General features: G+C 71.6%; 14 protein-coding genes. 10 read left to right on the forward strand and 4 right to left on the reverse strand.

What is annotated here, in order from left to right; genetic code table 11:
- Positions 1–134: 134 nt before the first annotated feature.
- Positions 135–1,496: an APC family permease gene (locus tag KUM39_RS01555; protein WP_217783499.1), complete on the reverse strand. Its 1,362-nt coding sequence runs from the start codon at positions 1,494–1,496 to the stop codon at positions 135–137.
- 65 nt (positions 1,497–1,561) lie between these two features.
- On the opposite strand from KUM39_RS01555, the gene KUM39_RS01560 reads away from it, so the two are divergent.
- Together KUM39_RS01560 and ppgK are read left to right on the forward strand one after the other, a co-directional pair.
- Positions 1,562–2,575 (forward strand): 4-hydroxy-3-methylbut-2-enyl diphosphate reductase, encoded by a 1,014-nt coding sequence (locus KUM39_RS01560; RefSeq protein ID WP_217783500.1) that lies wholly within the window; start codon positions 1,562–1,564, stop codon positions 2,573–2,575.
- Positions 2,576–2,854: 279 nt separating this feature from the next.
- Positions 2,855–3,607, forward strand: a complete 753-nt coding sequence (gene ppgK, locus KUM39_RS01565) for a polyphosphate--glucose phosphotransferase (RefSeq protein WP_217783501.1) — start codon at positions 2,855–2,857, stop codon at positions 3,605–3,607.
- Between the two features lie 112 nt (positions 3,608–3,719).
- Here the strand turns inward: ppgK and KUM39_RS01570 are convergent, their stop codons facing one another.
- Positions 3,720–4,271, reverse strand: coding sequence for a DUF6542 domain-containing protein (locus KUM39_RS01570; RefSeq protein WP_217783502.1), 552 nt, complete (start codon positions 4,269–4,271; stop codon positions 3,720–3,722).
- A 181-nt stretch (positions 4,272–4,452) separates the two neighbouring features.
- Here KUM39_RS01570 and ychF point away from each other — a divergent pair, with 181 nt between their 5' ends.
- From ychF to KUM39_RS01585, 3 genes are all read left to right on the forward strand, one after another.
- Positions 4,453–5,541, forward strand: a complete 1,089-nt coding sequence (gene ychF, locus KUM39_RS01575; protein ID WP_217783503.1) for a redox-regulated ATPase YchF — start codon at positions 4,453–4,455, stop codon at positions 5,539–5,541.
- 270 nt (positions 5,542–5,811) lie between these two features.
- A complete protein-coding gene (locus KUM39_RS01580; RefSeq protein ID WP_217783504.1) occupies positions 5,812–6,096 on the forward strand; it encodes a hypothetical protein in 285 nt (94 codons plus the stop codon).
- A complete protein-coding gene (locus KUM39_RS01585; protein WP_018530184.1) occupies positions 6,078–6,491 on the forward strand; it encodes a hypothetical protein in 414 nt (137 codons plus the stop codon). The genes KUM39_RS01580 and KUM39_RS01585 overlap by 19 nt, the downstream gene beginning before the upstream one ends.
- 395 nt (positions 6,492–6,886) lie before the next feature.
- Here the strand turns inward: KUM39_RS01585 and KUM39_RS01590 are convergent, their stop codons facing one another.
- Entirely contained in the window at positions 6,887–8,323 is a 1,437-nt protein-coding gene (locus tag KUM39_RS01590) for a DUF6119 family protein (protein WP_372455689.1), read from the reverse strand.
- Positions 8,324–8,752: 429 nt separating this feature from the next.
- Here KUM39_RS01590 and KUM39_RS01595 point away from each other — a divergent pair, with 429 nt between their 5' ends.
- The 5 genes from KUM39_RS01595 (at position 8,753) to KUM39_RS01615 (ending at position 14,401) form a co-directional block, all read left to right on the forward strand.
- A complete protein-coding gene (locus KUM39_RS01595) occupies positions 8,753–9,505 on the forward strand; it encodes a GntR family transcriptional regulator (RefSeq protein WP_217783505.1) in 753 nt (250 codons plus the stop codon).
- 430 nt (positions 9,506–9,935) lie between these two features.
- Positions 9,936–10,139, forward strand: coding sequence for an SPOR domain-containing protein (locus KUM39_RS01600; protein WP_217783506.1), 204 nt, complete (start codon positions 9,936–9,938; stop codon positions 10,137–10,139).
- An 85-nt stretch (positions 10,140–10,224) separates the two neighbouring features.
- Positions 10,225–10,635 carry a (deoxy)nucleoside triphosphate pyrophosphohydrolase gene (locus tag KUM39_RS01605; RefSeq protein WP_217783507.1) on the forward strand — a complete coding sequence of 137 codons (411 nt, stop codon included), beginning with the start codon at positions 10,225–10,227 and terminating at the stop codon, positions 10,633–10,635.
- Between the two features lie 187 nt (positions 10,636–10,822).
- Entirely contained in the window at positions 10,823–11,269 is a 447-nt protein-coding gene (locus KUM39_RS01610; protein ID WP_217783508.1) for an ATP-binding protein, read from the forward strand.
- Positions 11,270–11,812: 543 nt separating this feature from the next.
- On the forward strand, positions 11,813–14,401 hold the full coding sequence (locus tag KUM39_RS01615) for a SpoIIE family protein phosphatase (protein ID WP_217783509.1): 2,589 nt from the start codon (positions 11,813–11,815) through the stop codon (positions 14,399–14,401).
- A 33-nt stretch (positions 14,402–14,434) separates the two neighbouring features.
- On the opposite strand, the gene KUM39_RS01620 is transcribed toward KUM39_RS01615, so the two are convergent.
- Positions 14,435–15,970, reverse strand: coding sequence for a hypothetical protein (locus tag KUM39_RS01620; protein WP_217783510.1), 1,536 nt, complete (start codon positions 15,968–15,970; stop codon positions 14,435–14,437).
- Positions 15,971–16,095 lie beyond the last annotated feature (125 nt).

The raw sequence follows: 16,095 nt of genomic DNA on the forward strand, positions 1-16,095 counted from the left end.
CCCCCCCTCCCCCCCCCCCCCCCCGCCCCCCCGCCCGCCCCCCCCCCCCCCCCCCCCCGCCACGACACTCCGCCCCCAGCCCCCCGCCCCCAGCACTTCGCACGGCCGCCGCGACGCCCCTCCCGCACCCCGAGCTACGCCCGCCCCCGCACCCCCTGCACCGCCAGCACCACCAGCCCCAGGGCCAGCCACACCGCGCCCACCACCTGGGCCGCGCCCGACGCCTCCGTGATGACCGCCACCGTGATCGCGGCGCCGACCACCGGCACCGCCACATGCCGCCACCAGACCGGTGGGCCGCCCAGGCGGCGCAGGGCGAAGTAGCCGACCACACTGGCGTGCAGGAGGGTGAAGGCGGTCAGGGCGCCGATGTTGACCACCGAGACCAGCTGGTCGAGGCCGTCGCCACGGGTCGCGGCCCACCAGGCGGCGGCCAGGGTGATCACCGCCGAGCAGAGCAGCGCGACACGCGGAACGCCGGAGTCCGTACGGGAGAGCGCGCGCGGCAGCCGACCCTCGCGGCTCATGGCGAACAGCAGCCGACCGGCCGCCGCCTGCCCGGCCAGCGCCGCGAACGCCGCGCCGACCGCCTTGCTCGCGGCCACCAGATCATGCAGCCAGGTCCCCACCGAGGCGTCCACCGCGTCGTAGAACGCCGACCCCTGGAGGGCGGGATCGGCGGCCAGCCGCGCCGAGGACGTCGGCTCCAGCAGCGCGACCAGATACGTCTGCGCGACGAACAGCACACCGGCCAGCAGCAGACACGCCAGCAGCCCGCGCGCCACCCGCGCCGACCCGCCGGTGACCTCCTCCGCGAAGGACGCGATGGCGTCGAACCCCAGGTACGACAGCACGGCCACCGACACCGCGCCCACCACCGCCGACACCGTGAACGCCTGGCTGCCGTCCCCGGTGAACGGTGTCAGCAGCCCCCGCTGGGCGCCGTCGCGCACCAGTACCACCAGCGCCGACACCACGAACACCAGCAGCACCGCGATCTCCAGCGCCAGCACCAGGAACCCCGCCCGCGCGGCGACACGTACGCCCCACACGTTCAGCGCGGTCGTGAGCAGCACCGCGAGCGCCGTCCACACCCAGCGTGACACCGAGGGGACCAGGGCGTTCATGGCGATACCGGAGAACAGATAGGCGACCGCCGGGATCAGCACGTAGTCCAGCGCCGCCATCCAGCCCGCCACGAACCCCGCGCCCCGGCCGAGGCCCGCGCGCGCGTACGCGAACACCGACCCGGCCTGCGGGACGACCCGCACCATCTGCGCGTAGCTGTACGCGGTGAAGCCCATCGCCACGGTGGCGACGACGTACACCAGCGCCACCGCGCCGTGCGATCGCGCGTCGAGTGTGCCGAAGACACCCACCGGGGCCATCGGCGCGATGAACAGCAGCCCGTAGACCACGACGTCCCTCAGGCCGATGCTGCGGCGCAGCCCCTGCCCGGTGTCGGTGGCGGGCGCGGTCGTACCGGTCTCGGACATGAGATCCAGTTTTCCCCGCGACGGGCGGGACACGCGATCTCAGACCCCCCGAACGCGGCCTTACGATGGGTTCCATGACCGCTTCGACTGGCCGCCGTGTCCTGCTCGCCGCCCCCCGTGGCTACTGCGCCGGTGTGGACCGCGCCGTGATCGCCGTCGAGAAGGCCCTCGAACAGTACGGCGCCCCGATCTACGTCCGGCACGAGATCGTCCACAACAAGTACGTGGTGCAGACCCTGGAGAAGAAGGGCGCGATCTTCGTCGAACGCACCGAGGAGGTGCCGGAGGGGAACATCGTGATGTTCTCCGCGCACGGCGTCGCCCCGGTCGTCCACGAGGAGGCCGCGCGCGGGCGGCTCGCCACCATCGACGCCACCTGCCCCCTGGTCACCAAGGTCCACAAGGAAGCCGTCCGCTACGCCAACGACGACTACGACATCCTGCTGATCGGCCACGAGGGCCACGAGGAGGTCATCGGCACCTCCGGCGAGGCCCCCGAGCACATCCAGCTCGTGGACGGCCCCGAGGACGTCGCCAAGATCGAGGTCCGCGACCCGGAGAAGGTCGTCTGGCTCTCCCAGACCACGCTCTCCGTGGACGAGACGATGGAGACCGTGGACGCCCTGAAGACCAAGTTCCCCGGCCTGATCTCCCCGCCCAGCGACGACATCTGCTACGCCACGCAGAACCGTCAGCTCGCCGTGAAGCAGATGGGCGCCGAGGCGGAACTGGTGATCGTCGTCGGCTCCCGCAACTCCTCCAACTCCAAGCGCCTGGTCGAGGTCGCCAAGCTGGCCGGTTCCCGCGCGGCGTACCTGGTGGACTTCGCCGCCGAGATCGACGAGTCCTGGCTCGACGGTGTCACCACGGTCGGCGTCACCTCCGGAGCCTCCGTGCCCGAGGTGCTGGTCGAGGAGGTCCTGGAGTGGCTCTCCGTGCGCGGCTACGGCGACGTGGAACTCGTCAAGGCCGCCGAGGAGTCCATCATCTTCTCCCTCCCCAAGGAACTGCGCCGCGACCTGCGCGACGAGGCGGCGGCCCTGATGGCGGCACGCGGCGGGTCGGGCGCGGGGGAGTAGGGCGCGCGGCGGGCGCGGCGGCGGAGTGGCTTCGGCCGCGAAGCGGCTGCGGTGGCCGAGTGGCCGCGGTGGTGGAGTGGGTACGGCGGCGGAGCGCGTACGGCGGCGGAGCGGGGTGCGGCGGCGGAGTGGGGTAGTGCGGCGGAGCGTGCGCCGGGTGTGCTGGTCGTACTGGCTGATCCGGGGGTCTGCCGGGGGTGCGCGTGGGGGGTGCGCCGTAGCGGGTATCCGGGGGACGGCGCCGTAGTGGGGCGGGTTACTCCGTCGTAACGTGGTGTCATGCAGATCTTCGGCGTGGACATCGGCGGGTCAGGGATCAAGGGTGCCCCTGTGGACCTGGAGAAGGGCGACCTGGCCCAAGAGCGCTTCAAGGTGCTCACCCCGCACCCGGCGACCCCGGACGGCGTGGCCGAGGGGGTCAGGGAGGTCGTCGAGCACTTCGGCTGGACCGGCCCGGTCGGCCTCACCTTCCCCGGAGTGGTCACCGGCGGCGCCACGATCCGTACGGCGGCCAATGTGGACAAGAGCTGGATCGACACCGACGCCCGCGTCCTCTTCGGCGGTCGCCTCGGCGGTCTTCCGGTGACCGTCGTCAACGACGCGGACGCGGCGGGTGTCGCGGAGATGCGGTTCGGCGCGGGCAAGGACCGGCGCGGCACGGTCATCCTGCTCACCTTCGGCACCGGCATCGGCAGCGCCCTCTTCGTGGACGGCACCCTCGTCCCCAACACCGAGCTGGGCCACCTGGAGCTGGACGGCCACGACGCGGAGAAGCGCGCCTCCAGCAAGGCCAAGGAGGACAAGGATCTGACCTGGGACCACTGGGCCCGACGCGTCCAGAAGTACCTGGCCCACGTCGAGATGCTGTTCTCCCCCGACCTCTTCGTCATCGGCGGCGGAGTCAGCCGCAAGGCCGACAAGTTCCTGCACTTCATCGAGGGCATCAAGGCGGAGATCGTCCCCGCCGAGCTGCAGAACAACGCGGGGATCGTGGGGGCGGCGATGCACGCGGCGGAGGGGGAGCGGGCGTAGGGGTGGCCGGGGGGAAAGCCCCCGGCACACGACGAACGACGATCGCGGCACCGGTGGGCGGCACCGGCACCGGCACCCGCTGCGCGGCGGGGGCGGCTGGGGCGGCTGGGGGTCAGGCGCGGCGCCGCCGGGTGGCCCGTACGAGCAGCACGCGCCGTACGAGCACGATCACCCCGGCGACGAGCGTCCCGCCGTACAGCCACCCGGCCTGGGTGGCGAGGCCGGTGACGAGGCCCATCAGCCGCCCGAGGACCCCGCCGCTGCCGTCGGCGACGGGCAGCAGACCGACGGCGAAGGCGATGGGGACCACCACCGGCGCGGTGAGGAGGTCGCCGCCGCGCACCCAGAGCGCGGTCAGCACGCACACCGGCAGGAAGAGGACGCCGTAGAGGGTGAGGGAGCCGCCGAACAGCAGGTGGTCCAGGTAGCCGAGCAGGAACATGAGGGCGGCGCAGAAGAGTCCGCCGCCGAGCGCGGTGAGCCGCAGACCCGCCGCGGGACCGGAGGTGGCCGGACGACCGTCACGGGCGGGATGGGACTCCGCGTCAGCGCCCGGTGCGCGCCGGTTGTCGCCCACGGGCCGACGTGCCTGCGGCGGCAGCGGAGCGAGAGGCGCGCCACGTCGCCTGCCGTCGTTGGGGGGTCGCGTTCTGTGCTGCTCCATTGGACCAACTTAGGTCTGTTTATGTGTCGAATCGCCCGTCTGACACGCCGGTGCGGGCAGCTCGCCCGGAGGTTCGACGCTCCCGCCGGGGGGTCTTCGGGGACGCCGTAGACTGGTGGATCGGCCGGTGCCCCTGGCCCCTGGCAGCCTCTGGCCCTCCTCATCTACGGGAAGTCGCAACGTGTCGCTCACGATCGGAATCGTCGGCCTGCCCAATGTCGGCAAATCGACCCTGTTCAACGCCCTGACCAAGAACGACGTGCTCGCGGCCAACTACCCGTTCGCCACGATCGAGCCGAACGTCGGCGTGGTCGGCGTCCCCGACGGCAGGCTGGCGAAGCTGGCGTCGGTGTTCAAGTCGGAGCGGATCATTCCGGCCACGGTCGATTTCGTGGACATCGCGGGTATCGTGCGCGGCGCCTCCGAGGGCGAGGGCCTGGGCAACAAGTTCCTGGCGAACATCCGGGAGTCGGACGCCATCTGCCAGGTGATCCGTGCCTTCCAGGACGAGAACGTCGTGCACGTGGACGGCAAGGTCTCGCCGAAGGACGACATCGAGACGATCAACACCGAGCTGATCCTGGCCGATCTGCAGACCATCGAGAAGGTGCTGCCGAGGCTCCAGAAGGAGTCCCGGATCAAGAAGGACATCGCCCCCAAGGTGAAGGCGGTCGAGGAGGCGAAGGAGATCCTGGAGCGGGGCGACACCCTGTCCTCCCAGGGCATCCTCCAGGGCACCGAGCGCAGCGAACTCCTGCACGACCTGCACCTCCTCACCACCAAGCCGTTCCTCTACGTCTTCAACGTGGACGAGGACGAGCTGACCGACGAGGACTTCAAGAACCAGCAGCGCGCGCTGGTCGCCCCGGCCGAGGCGATCTTCCTCAACGCCAAGCTGGAGGCCGACCTCGCCGAGCTGGACGAGGAGGACGCCCTCGAACTCCTCGAATCTGTCGGCGCCGAGGAGCCCGGCCTCGCCACCCTCGCCCGCGTCGGCTTCAACACCCTCGGCCTCCAGACCTACCTCACCGCCGGTCCCAAGGAATCCCGAGCCTGGACCATCAAGAAGGGCGCCACCGCCCCCGAAGCCGCCGGAGTCATCCACACCGACTTCCAGAAGGGCTTCATCAAGGCGGAGGTCATCTCCTTCCCCGACCTCATGGAAACGGGCTCGGTCCCCGAGGCCCGAGCCAAGGGCAAGGCCCGCATGGAGGGCAAGGAGTACGTGATGCAGGACGGGGATGTGGTGGAGTTCAGGTTCAATGTGTAGCGGGTGACGTGACACCGCGTCGCTGATCTGGCAAACGTGCAGCTCGGATGGGGTCCGACTCTTCAGAGTCGGGCCCTATATTCTTTCCTGTGCTGGGATAACTGATCCCTCGTCACCTGTGGTCATCCCTGGTCATCCGTACCGTGCTGGGATCGTGCTGGGCTGAGGTGGGGGTGCCCGTGCTGGGATTTGTGTGAGCGGGGCGCTGACCGAGCTGTGATGGTAGTGCGGACGTGGCGCTTTTCCTACTCGTTTGACACAATCGAGGGCATGGCTGAGGCGACGTACAGCATCGGGGAAGGGCCAGCGACCCGGGTCAGCTTGTCGCTGCCGGAGGGGACTGCGGAGGCGATCCGGGCTCGGGTGGGTAAGCGGGAGTTCTCCGCGTTCATTACCGAGGCGGTCGAGCGTGAGCTGCGCGGGCAGGTCCTAGACGAGTACCTGGCGGACTACGAGAACCGCAAGGGGCCGGTCTCCGAGCCGGCTCGTCAGCGGGCGCGGCAGGTCTTCGACGAGGTGTTCGCCGAGGAGGCCGAATGGCCCGCCGCAGGCTGAGTCACGAGGGGACGCTGGTCCTCGACAGCGAGGGATTCTCGAAGCTGCTCGCCGACGACGAGCAGGTGGTGGCCCTGATCGCTGAGGCGCGCTCGCGGGGCATGGAGGTCGTGATCAGTGCGCTCACCATTATCGAAGCCGTCCACGCCCGTACGAATAAGTCCCGGCTGAACTGGGTGCTTTCCGGGCTGCGGGTCGTATCGGTCGGTGACGAGGAGGCGAGGGCTGCCTCGAAGTTGCTGATGAACGCCGGTTTGCATGGGCACAAGTACGCGATCGATGCGGCGGTCGCCGAGGCCGCGCTGCGACAGCATCGCCCTGTGGTCATGCTGACTTCCGACATTGACGACATGGCCAAGCTGTGCGGCGAGCGGGTCCGGCTCGTTGCGGTGTGATTCCCCTTGGTCCGGCTCAGTAGGAACGGGGTCCGTAGGGGCTCCAGCGACCGAGGAATGGCTTGAGGCCGTCGTCGCTGGATTTCGGCGGCGTGGGCAGTTTCGGCGCTGAGGCCGATTCAGTGGGGTTGGAAGTGTGCATCCGCGAACGCGAGCCACGCCTCGACCTCAGTCTGCTCCTGCCCGGGCGGAAGGGATTCGGCATGGACGCCTACCGCTGCGACGTATTCAGTCAGGCGGCTGGCCTGGTACCCGGTGTCTGCCTGTTCTCCGAGGTGTTTGACGCGGTAGGCGTGGGCGTAAGCAGCGTGGGCTCGCAGGTAGGGGTGCGCTCAAGATGAAGCGGATTGGGCCAGGCTCCGGGGACGCTGCACGTGGTGAGCGGGCCCGGGTGGCTATGCAGCCGTGTCCAGCATGGTCTTCTGGGTCGGCTCGATGCCGATGCCGATGACCTCCACGGTCACTCCGCGCGCGGCGAGGGCCTTCGCGGTCTGGGCCAGAGTGACGGCGGAGAACGGGAAGAGCGAGTCCGGGGTGAGGTCGGCGCCGTCCTTCAGGAGGATCGTGAAGACGATGCGGCGTGGGGTGAAGTTGCCGGGGATGCTGCGGCTTGCGTCGCTGTTGACGTGTACGGAGCGCGCGAACTCCGCGCGGACGTCGGCGCTCTCGAAGAGGAGTTCGACGGAGACACGCGCCTGGTTGTACAGGTGGCTCAGCGGGCCCGAGGCGTGGGCGGGCTTCACGAAGACGAGCGTGTCATCGTCGGTGAACAGGTCGCAGATCTCTACCTTGTTGCTCGTCCGAAAGGGGTTGCGCACGTTCTTCTTGTCCATGCAGACCCAGCCCGGACGGGCCTTGGCGGCGAGCTCGTTGTAGTCGCCCTCGTCCATGGGACGCATCACGGGGATGCCCTTCTTGTTGAGCTTCTCGACGAGCGGCCAGCGAGGGAGATCGACGGAGGACGAGTTGGTGAACAGCGGGGCTACGGTCTCGTTGACGTCGCGCAGGTAGCCGGCCCCCAGCTCGTACCATTCGCCGTCGAGCAGGCAGAACGTACGGGAGTCGAGGGAGAAGGTCGCCTCGATCCACTTCACGGCGGATTCCGTGGACAACGCTTCCAGGGAGCTGACACGCGGGGCGAGCGGGGTCCGCGCGGTGAGCTTGTCGCGGAACAGTTCGACGGTGCCCTGTCGGAGTGCCTTGACGCGTTCGCCCGCCTTGATCACGCGGGCGCGCTCCAAGACGTAGTCGAGGCTGAACTCGTCCCTGAGGAGGGGTGAGCAGGGTCCGATCTTGATGGCGCATGCGGTGGACCGGGACAGGTCGGTGCTCTGGGAGAAGGGGACGGCAGTGAGGATCCTGCCGTCCACGGGACGGCCGAGGGTGGCGTCCAGTTCAGTGTCGAGGAGGGAGCGGTCCTTGACCGCGGTGATGTGCTCGACAAAGGCGAGGTCGGGGTGGGGAGCGACATGTTCGCAGATCGATGCGATGGCGCGGATGTCCTTGATCAGCGTGGTGGGGGTGCTGCCCAACTTGATACGGAGACCGATGCCGCCCTCTGCGGTTATCGGGCGCGAGCGCTGTGCTGCTCTGAGAGGTTCAGTGCGATGGCGCGAGCCTGATGCGGCGCTCGTAGAAGTTCCGCAGACTTCAGGCATGTGCGGGCGCTTCCGGGTAGCGTTGGCGATCTTCGGTCTTCTTGTACTTTGTCGCGCATCCCGTGCTGGGATGGTGCTGGGATGAGCCCGCATTTCCGCAGACCGCAGCCTTGTGGTGGAGTTTCGATTCAACGTCTGATCGTCTCCGAGTCGCGGGCCAGGCGGCTTCGTCAAACGTGCGGTTCAGAAGGGGCCGGCTCCTGGGGGAGCCGGCCCCTTTGGTGTCATCGTGCCGGTTGTCGTGAACGGGGGCTGATCGGTGGACGGTTGGAGCAGTGGCTCGGAGGCGGGCGCGCTGGGGATTCCGGGCGGTGGCGAACACCTCGCGGCCGTCGGCAGGGGCTGCCCGCGTTGAGAACTCGTCCGCCTTCTTCGAGGGCTGCCGGGCCGGTCCCGGTCAACTCGTCGTTAGTGGTCCCGGTGTGGGGTGGGTTGGGTGATCGTTTGGAGGGTTGGCGGCTTCTATAGCGGGGAGAAAGTGCCTGCGTAAAGCCCCCGGTGGGCGCATGTCATCACATCGAGTGATTCTCTGGCCTTTGCTTGCATTGGACAACCTACGGTTGCCAGGCTGTAGCTGTCTGTACAAGCTGATGGGAGCGGCCAGTGACGTTCGGTGAGCAGCCGGCCTACCTGCGGGTTGCGGGTGATCTCCGCAAGAAGATCGTTGACGGCTCGCTACCGCCCCACACCCGCCTCCCCTCGCAGGCCCGTATCCGCGAGGAGTACGGCGTCTCGGACACCGTCGCGCTGGAGGCCCGCAAGGTGCTGATGGCGGAGGGGCTGGTGGAGGGGCGCTCCGGTTCGGGGACGTACGTCCGTGAGCAGCCGGTGCCCCGGCGGCTGGCCCGCTCGGGGTACCGGCCGTCCGGCGGGGCCACGCCGTTCCGGCAGGAGCAGTCCGACGTCTCCGCGCGCGGCACCTGGGAGTCCAGCAGCGAGCAGGACAAGGCGTGCGGCTCCGTCGCCGAGCGGCTCGACGTCCAGCCCGGCGACCGGGTCATGCGTACCCGCTACCTCTTCCGCGAGGCGGGCGAGCCCATGATGCTCTCCACCTCCTGGGAACCCCTCGCCGTCACCGGCCGCACCCCCGTCATGCTCCCCGAGGAGGGCCCGCTCGGCGGCATGGGCGTCGTCGAGCGCATGCGCGCCATCGACGTCATCGTGGACAACGTGGTCGAGGAGGTCGGCGCCCGCCCCGGCCTCGCCGAGGAACTGGTCGTCCTCGGCGGTGTCCCCGGCCATGTCGTCATCGTCATCCAGCGCACGTACTACGCCTCCGGGCGCCCCGTGGAGACCGCCGACGTCGTCATCCCCGCCGACCGGTACCGGGTCGCCTATCACCTGCCGGTCAGGTAGCCCCCTCCGCGCGATAGCCGGCCCCGCTGCCCCTCCACTCCAGGAGTGGTCCCGCCCCCCACCTCCGGAACGACCCCGCCGCACTCCTTCAGAAACAGCCCCGCCCCCCCCACATCCCTCGTGCCCCTCCCGCGCTGCCCCCGCCCCCGGCGTACGCCCGCTGCCCGGCCGCCGTATTCCGGCCGTCTTCGCTGGTGGCCCGGCGGGGGATTTCCGCTGCCCGTGTCCGCCCGTACCGGCGCGGGAGACGGCGCGTCGGGCGTCGTGCGCCCCCTGCGTTCTGGCTGGTTGCGTACCTCTTTGTGAAAAGCCGTGTTCGCAGCGTGAAGGTAGGGCGTACGCTCGGGCATATGCGGATTGAGGTTTCCTCAAGCGGGGCTCGGCGGGGGCCCGGGACGAGAAGCGGGTGGGGAGAGTGCGGGAGGGGACGGTGGGGACGGTGAGCGGTGAGAGCACGGCGGCCCGGCCCTGGAGCGTCATACGGCAGGACGACAACGGCAACCGCTATCACGTGGGTCGGTACGCGACCCGCTCCGAGGCGGAGAAGGTCGTGAGCAGTCTCGACGGCAGTGGGCACCGGCAGATCTACTGGGTGGAACAGGTCGGCCAGAACCCCGACGGCACCCGGAACTGACGGGTCGGCAGCGGCGCGGCCACCCCCGGCGGGTGGTCCGCCGCTGCCCTGCCCTGCCCTGTCGTGGGGCACCTAGACTCGCCGTATGACCGAACGGATCGTGGTGGTGGGCGCCGCCCTGCTCGACGGCGGCCGACTGCTCGCCGCGCGGCGCAGCGCGCCCCCGGAACTGGCCGGGCGCTGGGAACTCCCCGGCGGCAAGGTCGAGGACGGCGAGTCCCCCGAGCGTGCCCTGGAGCGCGAACTCCGCGAGGAACTGGGCATCGACGCCGAGACGGCCGTACGCGTGCCGGGGGAGTGGCCGCTGCGCGACCCCTACGTCCTGCATGTCTGGACGGCCCGGCTGCGCCCCGGCTCCGCCGCGCCCCGCACCCTTCAGGACCACGACGAGCTGCGCTGGCTCACCCCCGGACAACTCTGGGACGTGCCCTGGCTGGACCAGGACGTCCCGGCCGTCCGCGAGGTCGCCGCCCTCCTCGGCACCCCCGCGAGCTGACGCCCGGCCCGGCGCGCCCACGGCCCCGATCCGCCCCGCCCCGACTCCCCGATTCCCCCCGCCCCACCCCCGTTTCCCCCGGCTCGCACGGCGCGGTCGGCCCCGCCCCGTGTACGCCGTTCGTGCCACAGTGCGCCAAACCGTGCGGTACTGGCACGGGAATCCAGGGTATGTCCCCATTAACCCCATGAAATCGGACATGGGTGTGGGGTCACCGGCCTGGGAAGTGATCGGCGTGATCGACACCGAAGGCGACTGCGTCGAGTGGAGTTTTCCGGCCGAGCCGGGCGCAGTCCGGACCGCGCGCGGCGCCGTGCGGGTACAACTGCGCGGCTGGCAGCTCGACGCGCTCGCCGACATCGCCGCGCTGCTGGTCAGCGAGCTGGTGACCAACTCCCTGCGGCACGCCAGCGGTCCCATCGGGGTCCGGCTGCTGCGGCCCGGCGGCACCGGCGCCACCCTCCGCGTCGAGGTCTCCGACCCGCTCCCCGACCCGCCCCGCGCCCGCGTCGCCCACCCCGAGGACGAGAACGGGCGCGGCATCCAGCTCCTCGCCGGTTCCGCCAGCCGCTGGGGCACGCTGCCCGCCGAGAGCGGCAAGACGGTGTGGTTCGAACTGGCGTTGCCCGGATGAGGCAGCCCACCCACACCCACTGAGGCGCCCGGCCCCTACGGTGCGGAGGGCGGGCGCGCGCCGAAGTCCTCCGCCACCCCAGGCCCCCGCCCCCAAGCCCTGCCCAAAGCCCCGGCCCCCAAGCAGCCCCGCCGCGCCCCCAAGCCCCCGCCCGCCCCCAAGCCCGCACCCGTGCCGCCCCAACACCCCGCCAACCCCCGGCCCGCACACGCACCGCCCCCACCGCGCCCGCGTGAGGAGAGTGTGCGGTTCCCGCGTGCCCGTGTGCGCCGGTGCGACGGTTTCTGTGTTCCCCGCGCGCGTCGGGCGCCCCGAGTGCGCCCCGCGCGAGGGTGATCTGACAGGGTCTCCGCAGGCAGGGGATTCGGGGGCGTGTTCCCTGGTTAGAAGACTGGCAGTGTGTGTCGCGGCCCGGCCGGGATCGAGCCTGGACCGAGCTGTGATCGTGAACACCGTGTCGTGCGGCGCCGTAGTGCTGGATACTGCGGGCAGCCGCCCCCGGTGACCGGTACCGGACGCGGTGAGCTGGAGGGGACGGTTCGCGTGAGCGAGATACCAGCGAAGGCCACGGAGTCCGAGGACCCGTCGGACGGCGCGGGTGACCAGGCCGTGGCGGCTGCCGCGGCACCCGGTGACGCCCTGTGGCAGAGCAGCCCGCCCGGCTCGATCTACGACTACATCAAGGCGGCGTCCTTCTCCATCGGCGCCGACGGCCTGGTCGAGCAGTGGAGCCTGCGCGCCGAGCAACTCCTCGGCATCCCCGCCGGACGCGCCCTCGGCATGGACCCCATCGAGGCGTTCATCGACCCCGACCTGCACGCGCAGGGCCAGCGCAAGATGGCCGAGATCCTCGACGGCCGGGAGTGGACCGGTGTCGTCCCCTTCCGCTCGCCCGACGGCCCGGACGGCACGCGCGGCGAGGAGGGGCTCGCCGAGGTCTACGTCATGCCGACCCGCACCGCCGACGGCGAACGCGCCGCGGTCTGCATCGTCGTGGACGTGCGCACGCTGCGCAGCATCGAGACCGATCTCGCCGCCTCGCAGGCGATATTCGGCCAATCCCCGTTCGGTTTCCTGCTGATGGACTCCGCGCTGAGGGTCCGCCGGGTCAACGCCCGCTTCGCCTCCGTCTTCGGCGGCACCCCGGACGACCACCGGGGCCGGGGCGTCCACGACTATCTGCCGCGCGCCGAGGCCGATCGCCTCTCGGCCACGCTGCGCCGGGTGCTGAAGACCGGTGAGTCCATCACCGACATGCACGTCACCGGGTTCGTGCCCGGCGCCCAGGACCGGCGGCACTGGTCCATCAACCTCTACCGTGTGCACAGCGGCAGCGGCCGGCCCATTGGCGTCGCCTGGCTCGGCACCGACATCACCGCCCGCCGCGCCGCCGCCCGCGAGGCCGCCGCCGCCCGCCGCAACCTCGCCCTGCTCAACGAGGCCGGAGCCCGCATCGGCAACTCCCTCGACCTGGAGACCACCGCCCGCGAACTCCTCGACGTCGTCGTCCCCGGCTTCTGCGACCTCGCCACCGTCGATCTCTACCAGGCGCTCCTCGCCGGGGACGAGACCCCGCCCGGCCTGGCCGACGGCAGCGCCGGACTCCGCCGGGTCGCCTTCGCCAGCGCCGTCTCCGACGCGCCGTTCAGCGGCACCGGCCCGCCCGTCGCGGTCGGCGCCGTCCACCACTTCCCGTTCAACTCGCCCGGCGCCGGAGCACTGCGCACCGCGCGCCCGCGCCATGTGCCCGCCGAGGACGGCGGTCTGGTGCAGTCCACGCTGGTCGTGCCGATGGTGGCGCACGACACCGTCGTCGGACTCGCCCAGTTCGCCCGGACCAAGGGCAGCGAACCGTTCGGGGACCGCGACCGGGACCTCGCCGTCGAACTCGCGGCCCGCGCCGCCGTCTGCATCGACAACGCCCGCCTCTACCGGCGCGAGCACGAACGCGCCCTGATACTGCAACGGTCCCTGCTCCCGCCCGGCGACCCCGAGGCGTCCGGCCTCGACATCGCCTGCCGCTACCTCCCCGGAAACGCGGCCACCGAAGTCGGCGGCGACTGGTTCGACGTCATCGAACTCCCCGGCCACCGCACCGCGTTGGTCGTCGGCGACGTCATGGGACGTGGACTGCGGGCCGCCGTGGCGATGGGCGAACTCCGCACCGCCGTACGCACCCTGGCGCTGCTCGACCTCGAACCCGCCGAAGTGCTCTCCGCGTTGGACGAGATCGCGCGGGGACTCGGCACCCCCGGCGGGGTCCAGCAGGCCACCCGCACCGCCCGCCAGCCCCGTGACGCCGACCTCTCCGAGGTCTACCTCGCCACCTGCGTGTACGCCGTCTACGACTCGGTCACCCGCCGGTGCACCTTCGCCAACGCCGGTCATCTCCCGCCGGTGCTGGTCGAGCCCGGCGAGTCCGCGCTGATGCTCGACGTGCCGCCCGGCATGCCGCTCGGGGTCGGCGGCGAGCCGTTCGAGGAGGTCGAGGTCGAACTCCCCGAGGGCGCGCTGCTCGCCCTCTACACCGACGGCCTCGTCGAATCCCGCGACCACCCCCTCGACGAGGGCCTCCAGGCGCTCGTCGGTGCCCTCGCCGACCCCGCCCAGCCGCTGGAGGACGTCTGCGACCACGTCCTCAGCACCCTCGACACCCACCACGGCGAGGACGACATCGCCCTGCTCATGGCCCGGGTGCAGGGGCTGCCCGCCGACTCCGTCGGGGACTGGACGCTGCCCCGCGAACCCCGCAGCGTCGGCCGGGCCCGCGAGTACGCCCGCACCCGGCTGCTCGCCTGGGACCTCGAACCCCTGGTGGACACCACCGAGTTGCTCGTCAGCGAACTCGTCACCAACGCGCTGCGCTACGGCGAGGGCGAGATACGGCTCCGGCTCCTGCTGGACCGCACCCTGGTCTGCGAGGTCTGGGACGCCGGACTGGTCCAGCCCCGGCGCCGCCGCGCCCGCGACACCGACGAGGGCGGACGCGGGCTCCAACTCGTCGGGCTGCTCAGCGCGGCCTGGGGCTCACGCCGCACCCCGCGCGGGAAGACGGTCTGGTTCGAACTGCCCCTGCCCGGCGGGGAGACGGGACTGACCGACCCGGCCGAGGCGCTGCTCAGCCTCTTCTGAGACCGGGTCCCCGCGTCCGCCGACCGGCCCCGCTCAGCGGGCGCGGCGGCGGGCGCGGGTCTCCGGGCCGCCGAAGCAGGCCGGGGGACCGGCGTCCGGCTCCTCGGCGAGCAGCACACCGCCCAGCACCGCGCCCGCCAGACCGCCCGCCGCGCGCTGGTGTGCCGCGGTGTCCGGGGCGCTGTGCGCCAGTACGTCCCGCTCGGCCAGCTCGCGCGCCTCACCGGCCAGCGTGTCCGCGTCCACGAAATTCTCCGAATCCAGGGCGCGTTGGGCTGCCGACAGCCGGGCCCGCGCCCGCGCCCCGGTCACTCCCCGGTGCACGCCCACGAAGTCGTCGGCCGCCGCGACCGCCGTACCCGCCACCAGCCGCGCCGCCGCCCGCAGCGCGCCCGGCAGCCCCGTCTCCAGGTCCTCCACCGCCCGTACGATCCACCGCAGCGCGTCCAGCGGGTCGTACGGACCCGAGGTCAGTCCGGTGCGTACGGCGGCCAGTGCCGCGTCGGCGCGGGCCAGGCGGGCGGCCAGGTCGGCGGAGGCGACGGCGGCGGGGGCGCGGCCCGCGCGGACGCCGCCGAGGTGGCTCTCGGCGGCGGTCAGGGCCGGTGGTACAAGGGCGGCGGCCTCCCGGAGCGCGGCGGCCAAGCGCTCCACGGCCCCGATCAGCACCTCCGCCTGTACGACGGCACCCTCCGCCGCGCGGAGTTGGCGGGCCGCGTCGTACGGCTCGCCCCGATCCGCCCGCTGATGCGACTCGTTGAGGCGGGCGGTGGCGAACACCAGTCTGTCCTTGGCCTGTTCGACGTACCCCGCGATGCCGGTGACGGCCGAGGGGGTGTGGAGTCGGCGCAGTTCCGCGGTGGTGGCCGAGGCGGCGGCCGTGCGGGGGGTCAGGGCCCGGAAACGGGACTCCGCGCGGGCGAGGGGGCGGGCCGGGGCCTCCTCCAGTGCGCGCAGGCGGTCCAGGGGGTCCGCCCGGGCGTCCAGCAGACGGCCCGCTTCCGCGCAGCGGCCCAGAACGCCGGTCTGCGCGTGGCGGCGGGTGTTCGTGTCCGTCGCCCCGGACTCCTCGTAGCGGCGCCAGATGGCCGCCGCCGCGGAGAACTCCGTATGGGCCCGGCGGAGGGCGTCCGTGAAGGGGGCCAGGGTGTCCGGGGCCAACTGGGTTGCAGCGAAAGAGAGTTCTTCTTCGCTGGTGCGTATGCAGTCGTCCGTCCGGACCAGCGCGGCTCTCGTCTGGCGTTCGCTCTCCAGGGGGGTCGGGGTGGGTGGGGCCGGGGAGACGAGGGCGGGGGTGGTGCGGGTGCCTGCCCTGCGAGTGCGGCGGCGGTGGGTGTACGCGGCGAAGCCGAGGGCGGTGGCGGCGACCAGGAGGGGGAGGAGGTCCGCCGTCCGGTCCGGTTCGGGCGCGGTGGTGGTCGTGTGGTGCGGGTGGGGGGTGGAGATGGCCGGAGCGGGGGGCGGGGGAGTCAGGAGGGGGAGGGTCAGCCAGGTGAGGCCCATGACGGCGCCGGTCGCGGCGTGGGCCGTGCGTACGCGTATGTCTTTCCGGCGGGCTCGGGGCTTCACATTTGGGAGGGTATGGGGAGGTGTGGGTTGCCGCGAGCGGTCCCCTGCCGGTCGAGTGCGGGTCCGTTGCGACCGTTCGCTCGGTTCCCCGCGCCGCCAACCTCCGCGCCCGGCCCTGCTTGATC

Source organism: Streptomyces corallincola, from assembly GCF_019104725.1.
Lineage (GTDB): Bacteria > Actinomycetota > Actinomycetes > Streptomycetales > Streptomycetaceae > Streptomyces > Streptomyces corallincola.

What these genes read in the sequence shown, in the direction of transcription:
- KUM39_RS01555 (WP_217783499.1), bottom strand. Translation starts at nt 1,496, where the DNA reads ATGTCCGAGACCGGTACGACCGCGCCCGCCACCGACACCGGGCAGGGG.
- KUM39_RS01560 (WP_217783500.1), top strand. Translation starts at nt 1,562, where the DNA reads ATGGGTTCCATGACCGCTTCGACTGGCCGCCGTGTCCTGCTCGCCGCC.
- ppgK (WP_217783501.1), top strand. Translation starts at nt 2,855, where the DNA reads ATGCAGATCTTCGGCGTGGACATCGGCGGGTCAGGGATCAAGGGTGCC.
- KUM39_RS01570 (WP_217783502.1), bottom strand. Translation starts at nt 4,271, where the DNA reads ATGGAGCAGCACAGAACGCGACCCCCCAACGACGGCAGGCGACGTGGC.
- KUM39_RS01580 (WP_217783504.1), top strand. Translation starts at nt 5,812, where the DNA reads ATGGCTGAGGCGACGTACAGCATCGGGGAAGGGCCAGCGACCCGGGTC.
- KUM39_RS01585 (WP_018530184.1), top strand. Translation starts at nt 6,078, where the DNA reads ATGGCCCGCCGCAGGCTGAGTCACGAGGGGACGCTGGTCCTCGACAGC.
- KUM39_RS01605 (WP_217783507.1), top strand. Translation starts at nt 10,225, where the DNA reads ATGACCGAACGGATCGTGGTGGTGGGCGCCGCCCTGCTCGACGGCGGC.
- KUM39_RS01610 (WP_217783508.1), top strand. Translation starts at nt 10,823, where the DNA reads ATGAAATCGGACATGGGTGTGGGGTCACCGGCCTGGGAAGTGATCGGC.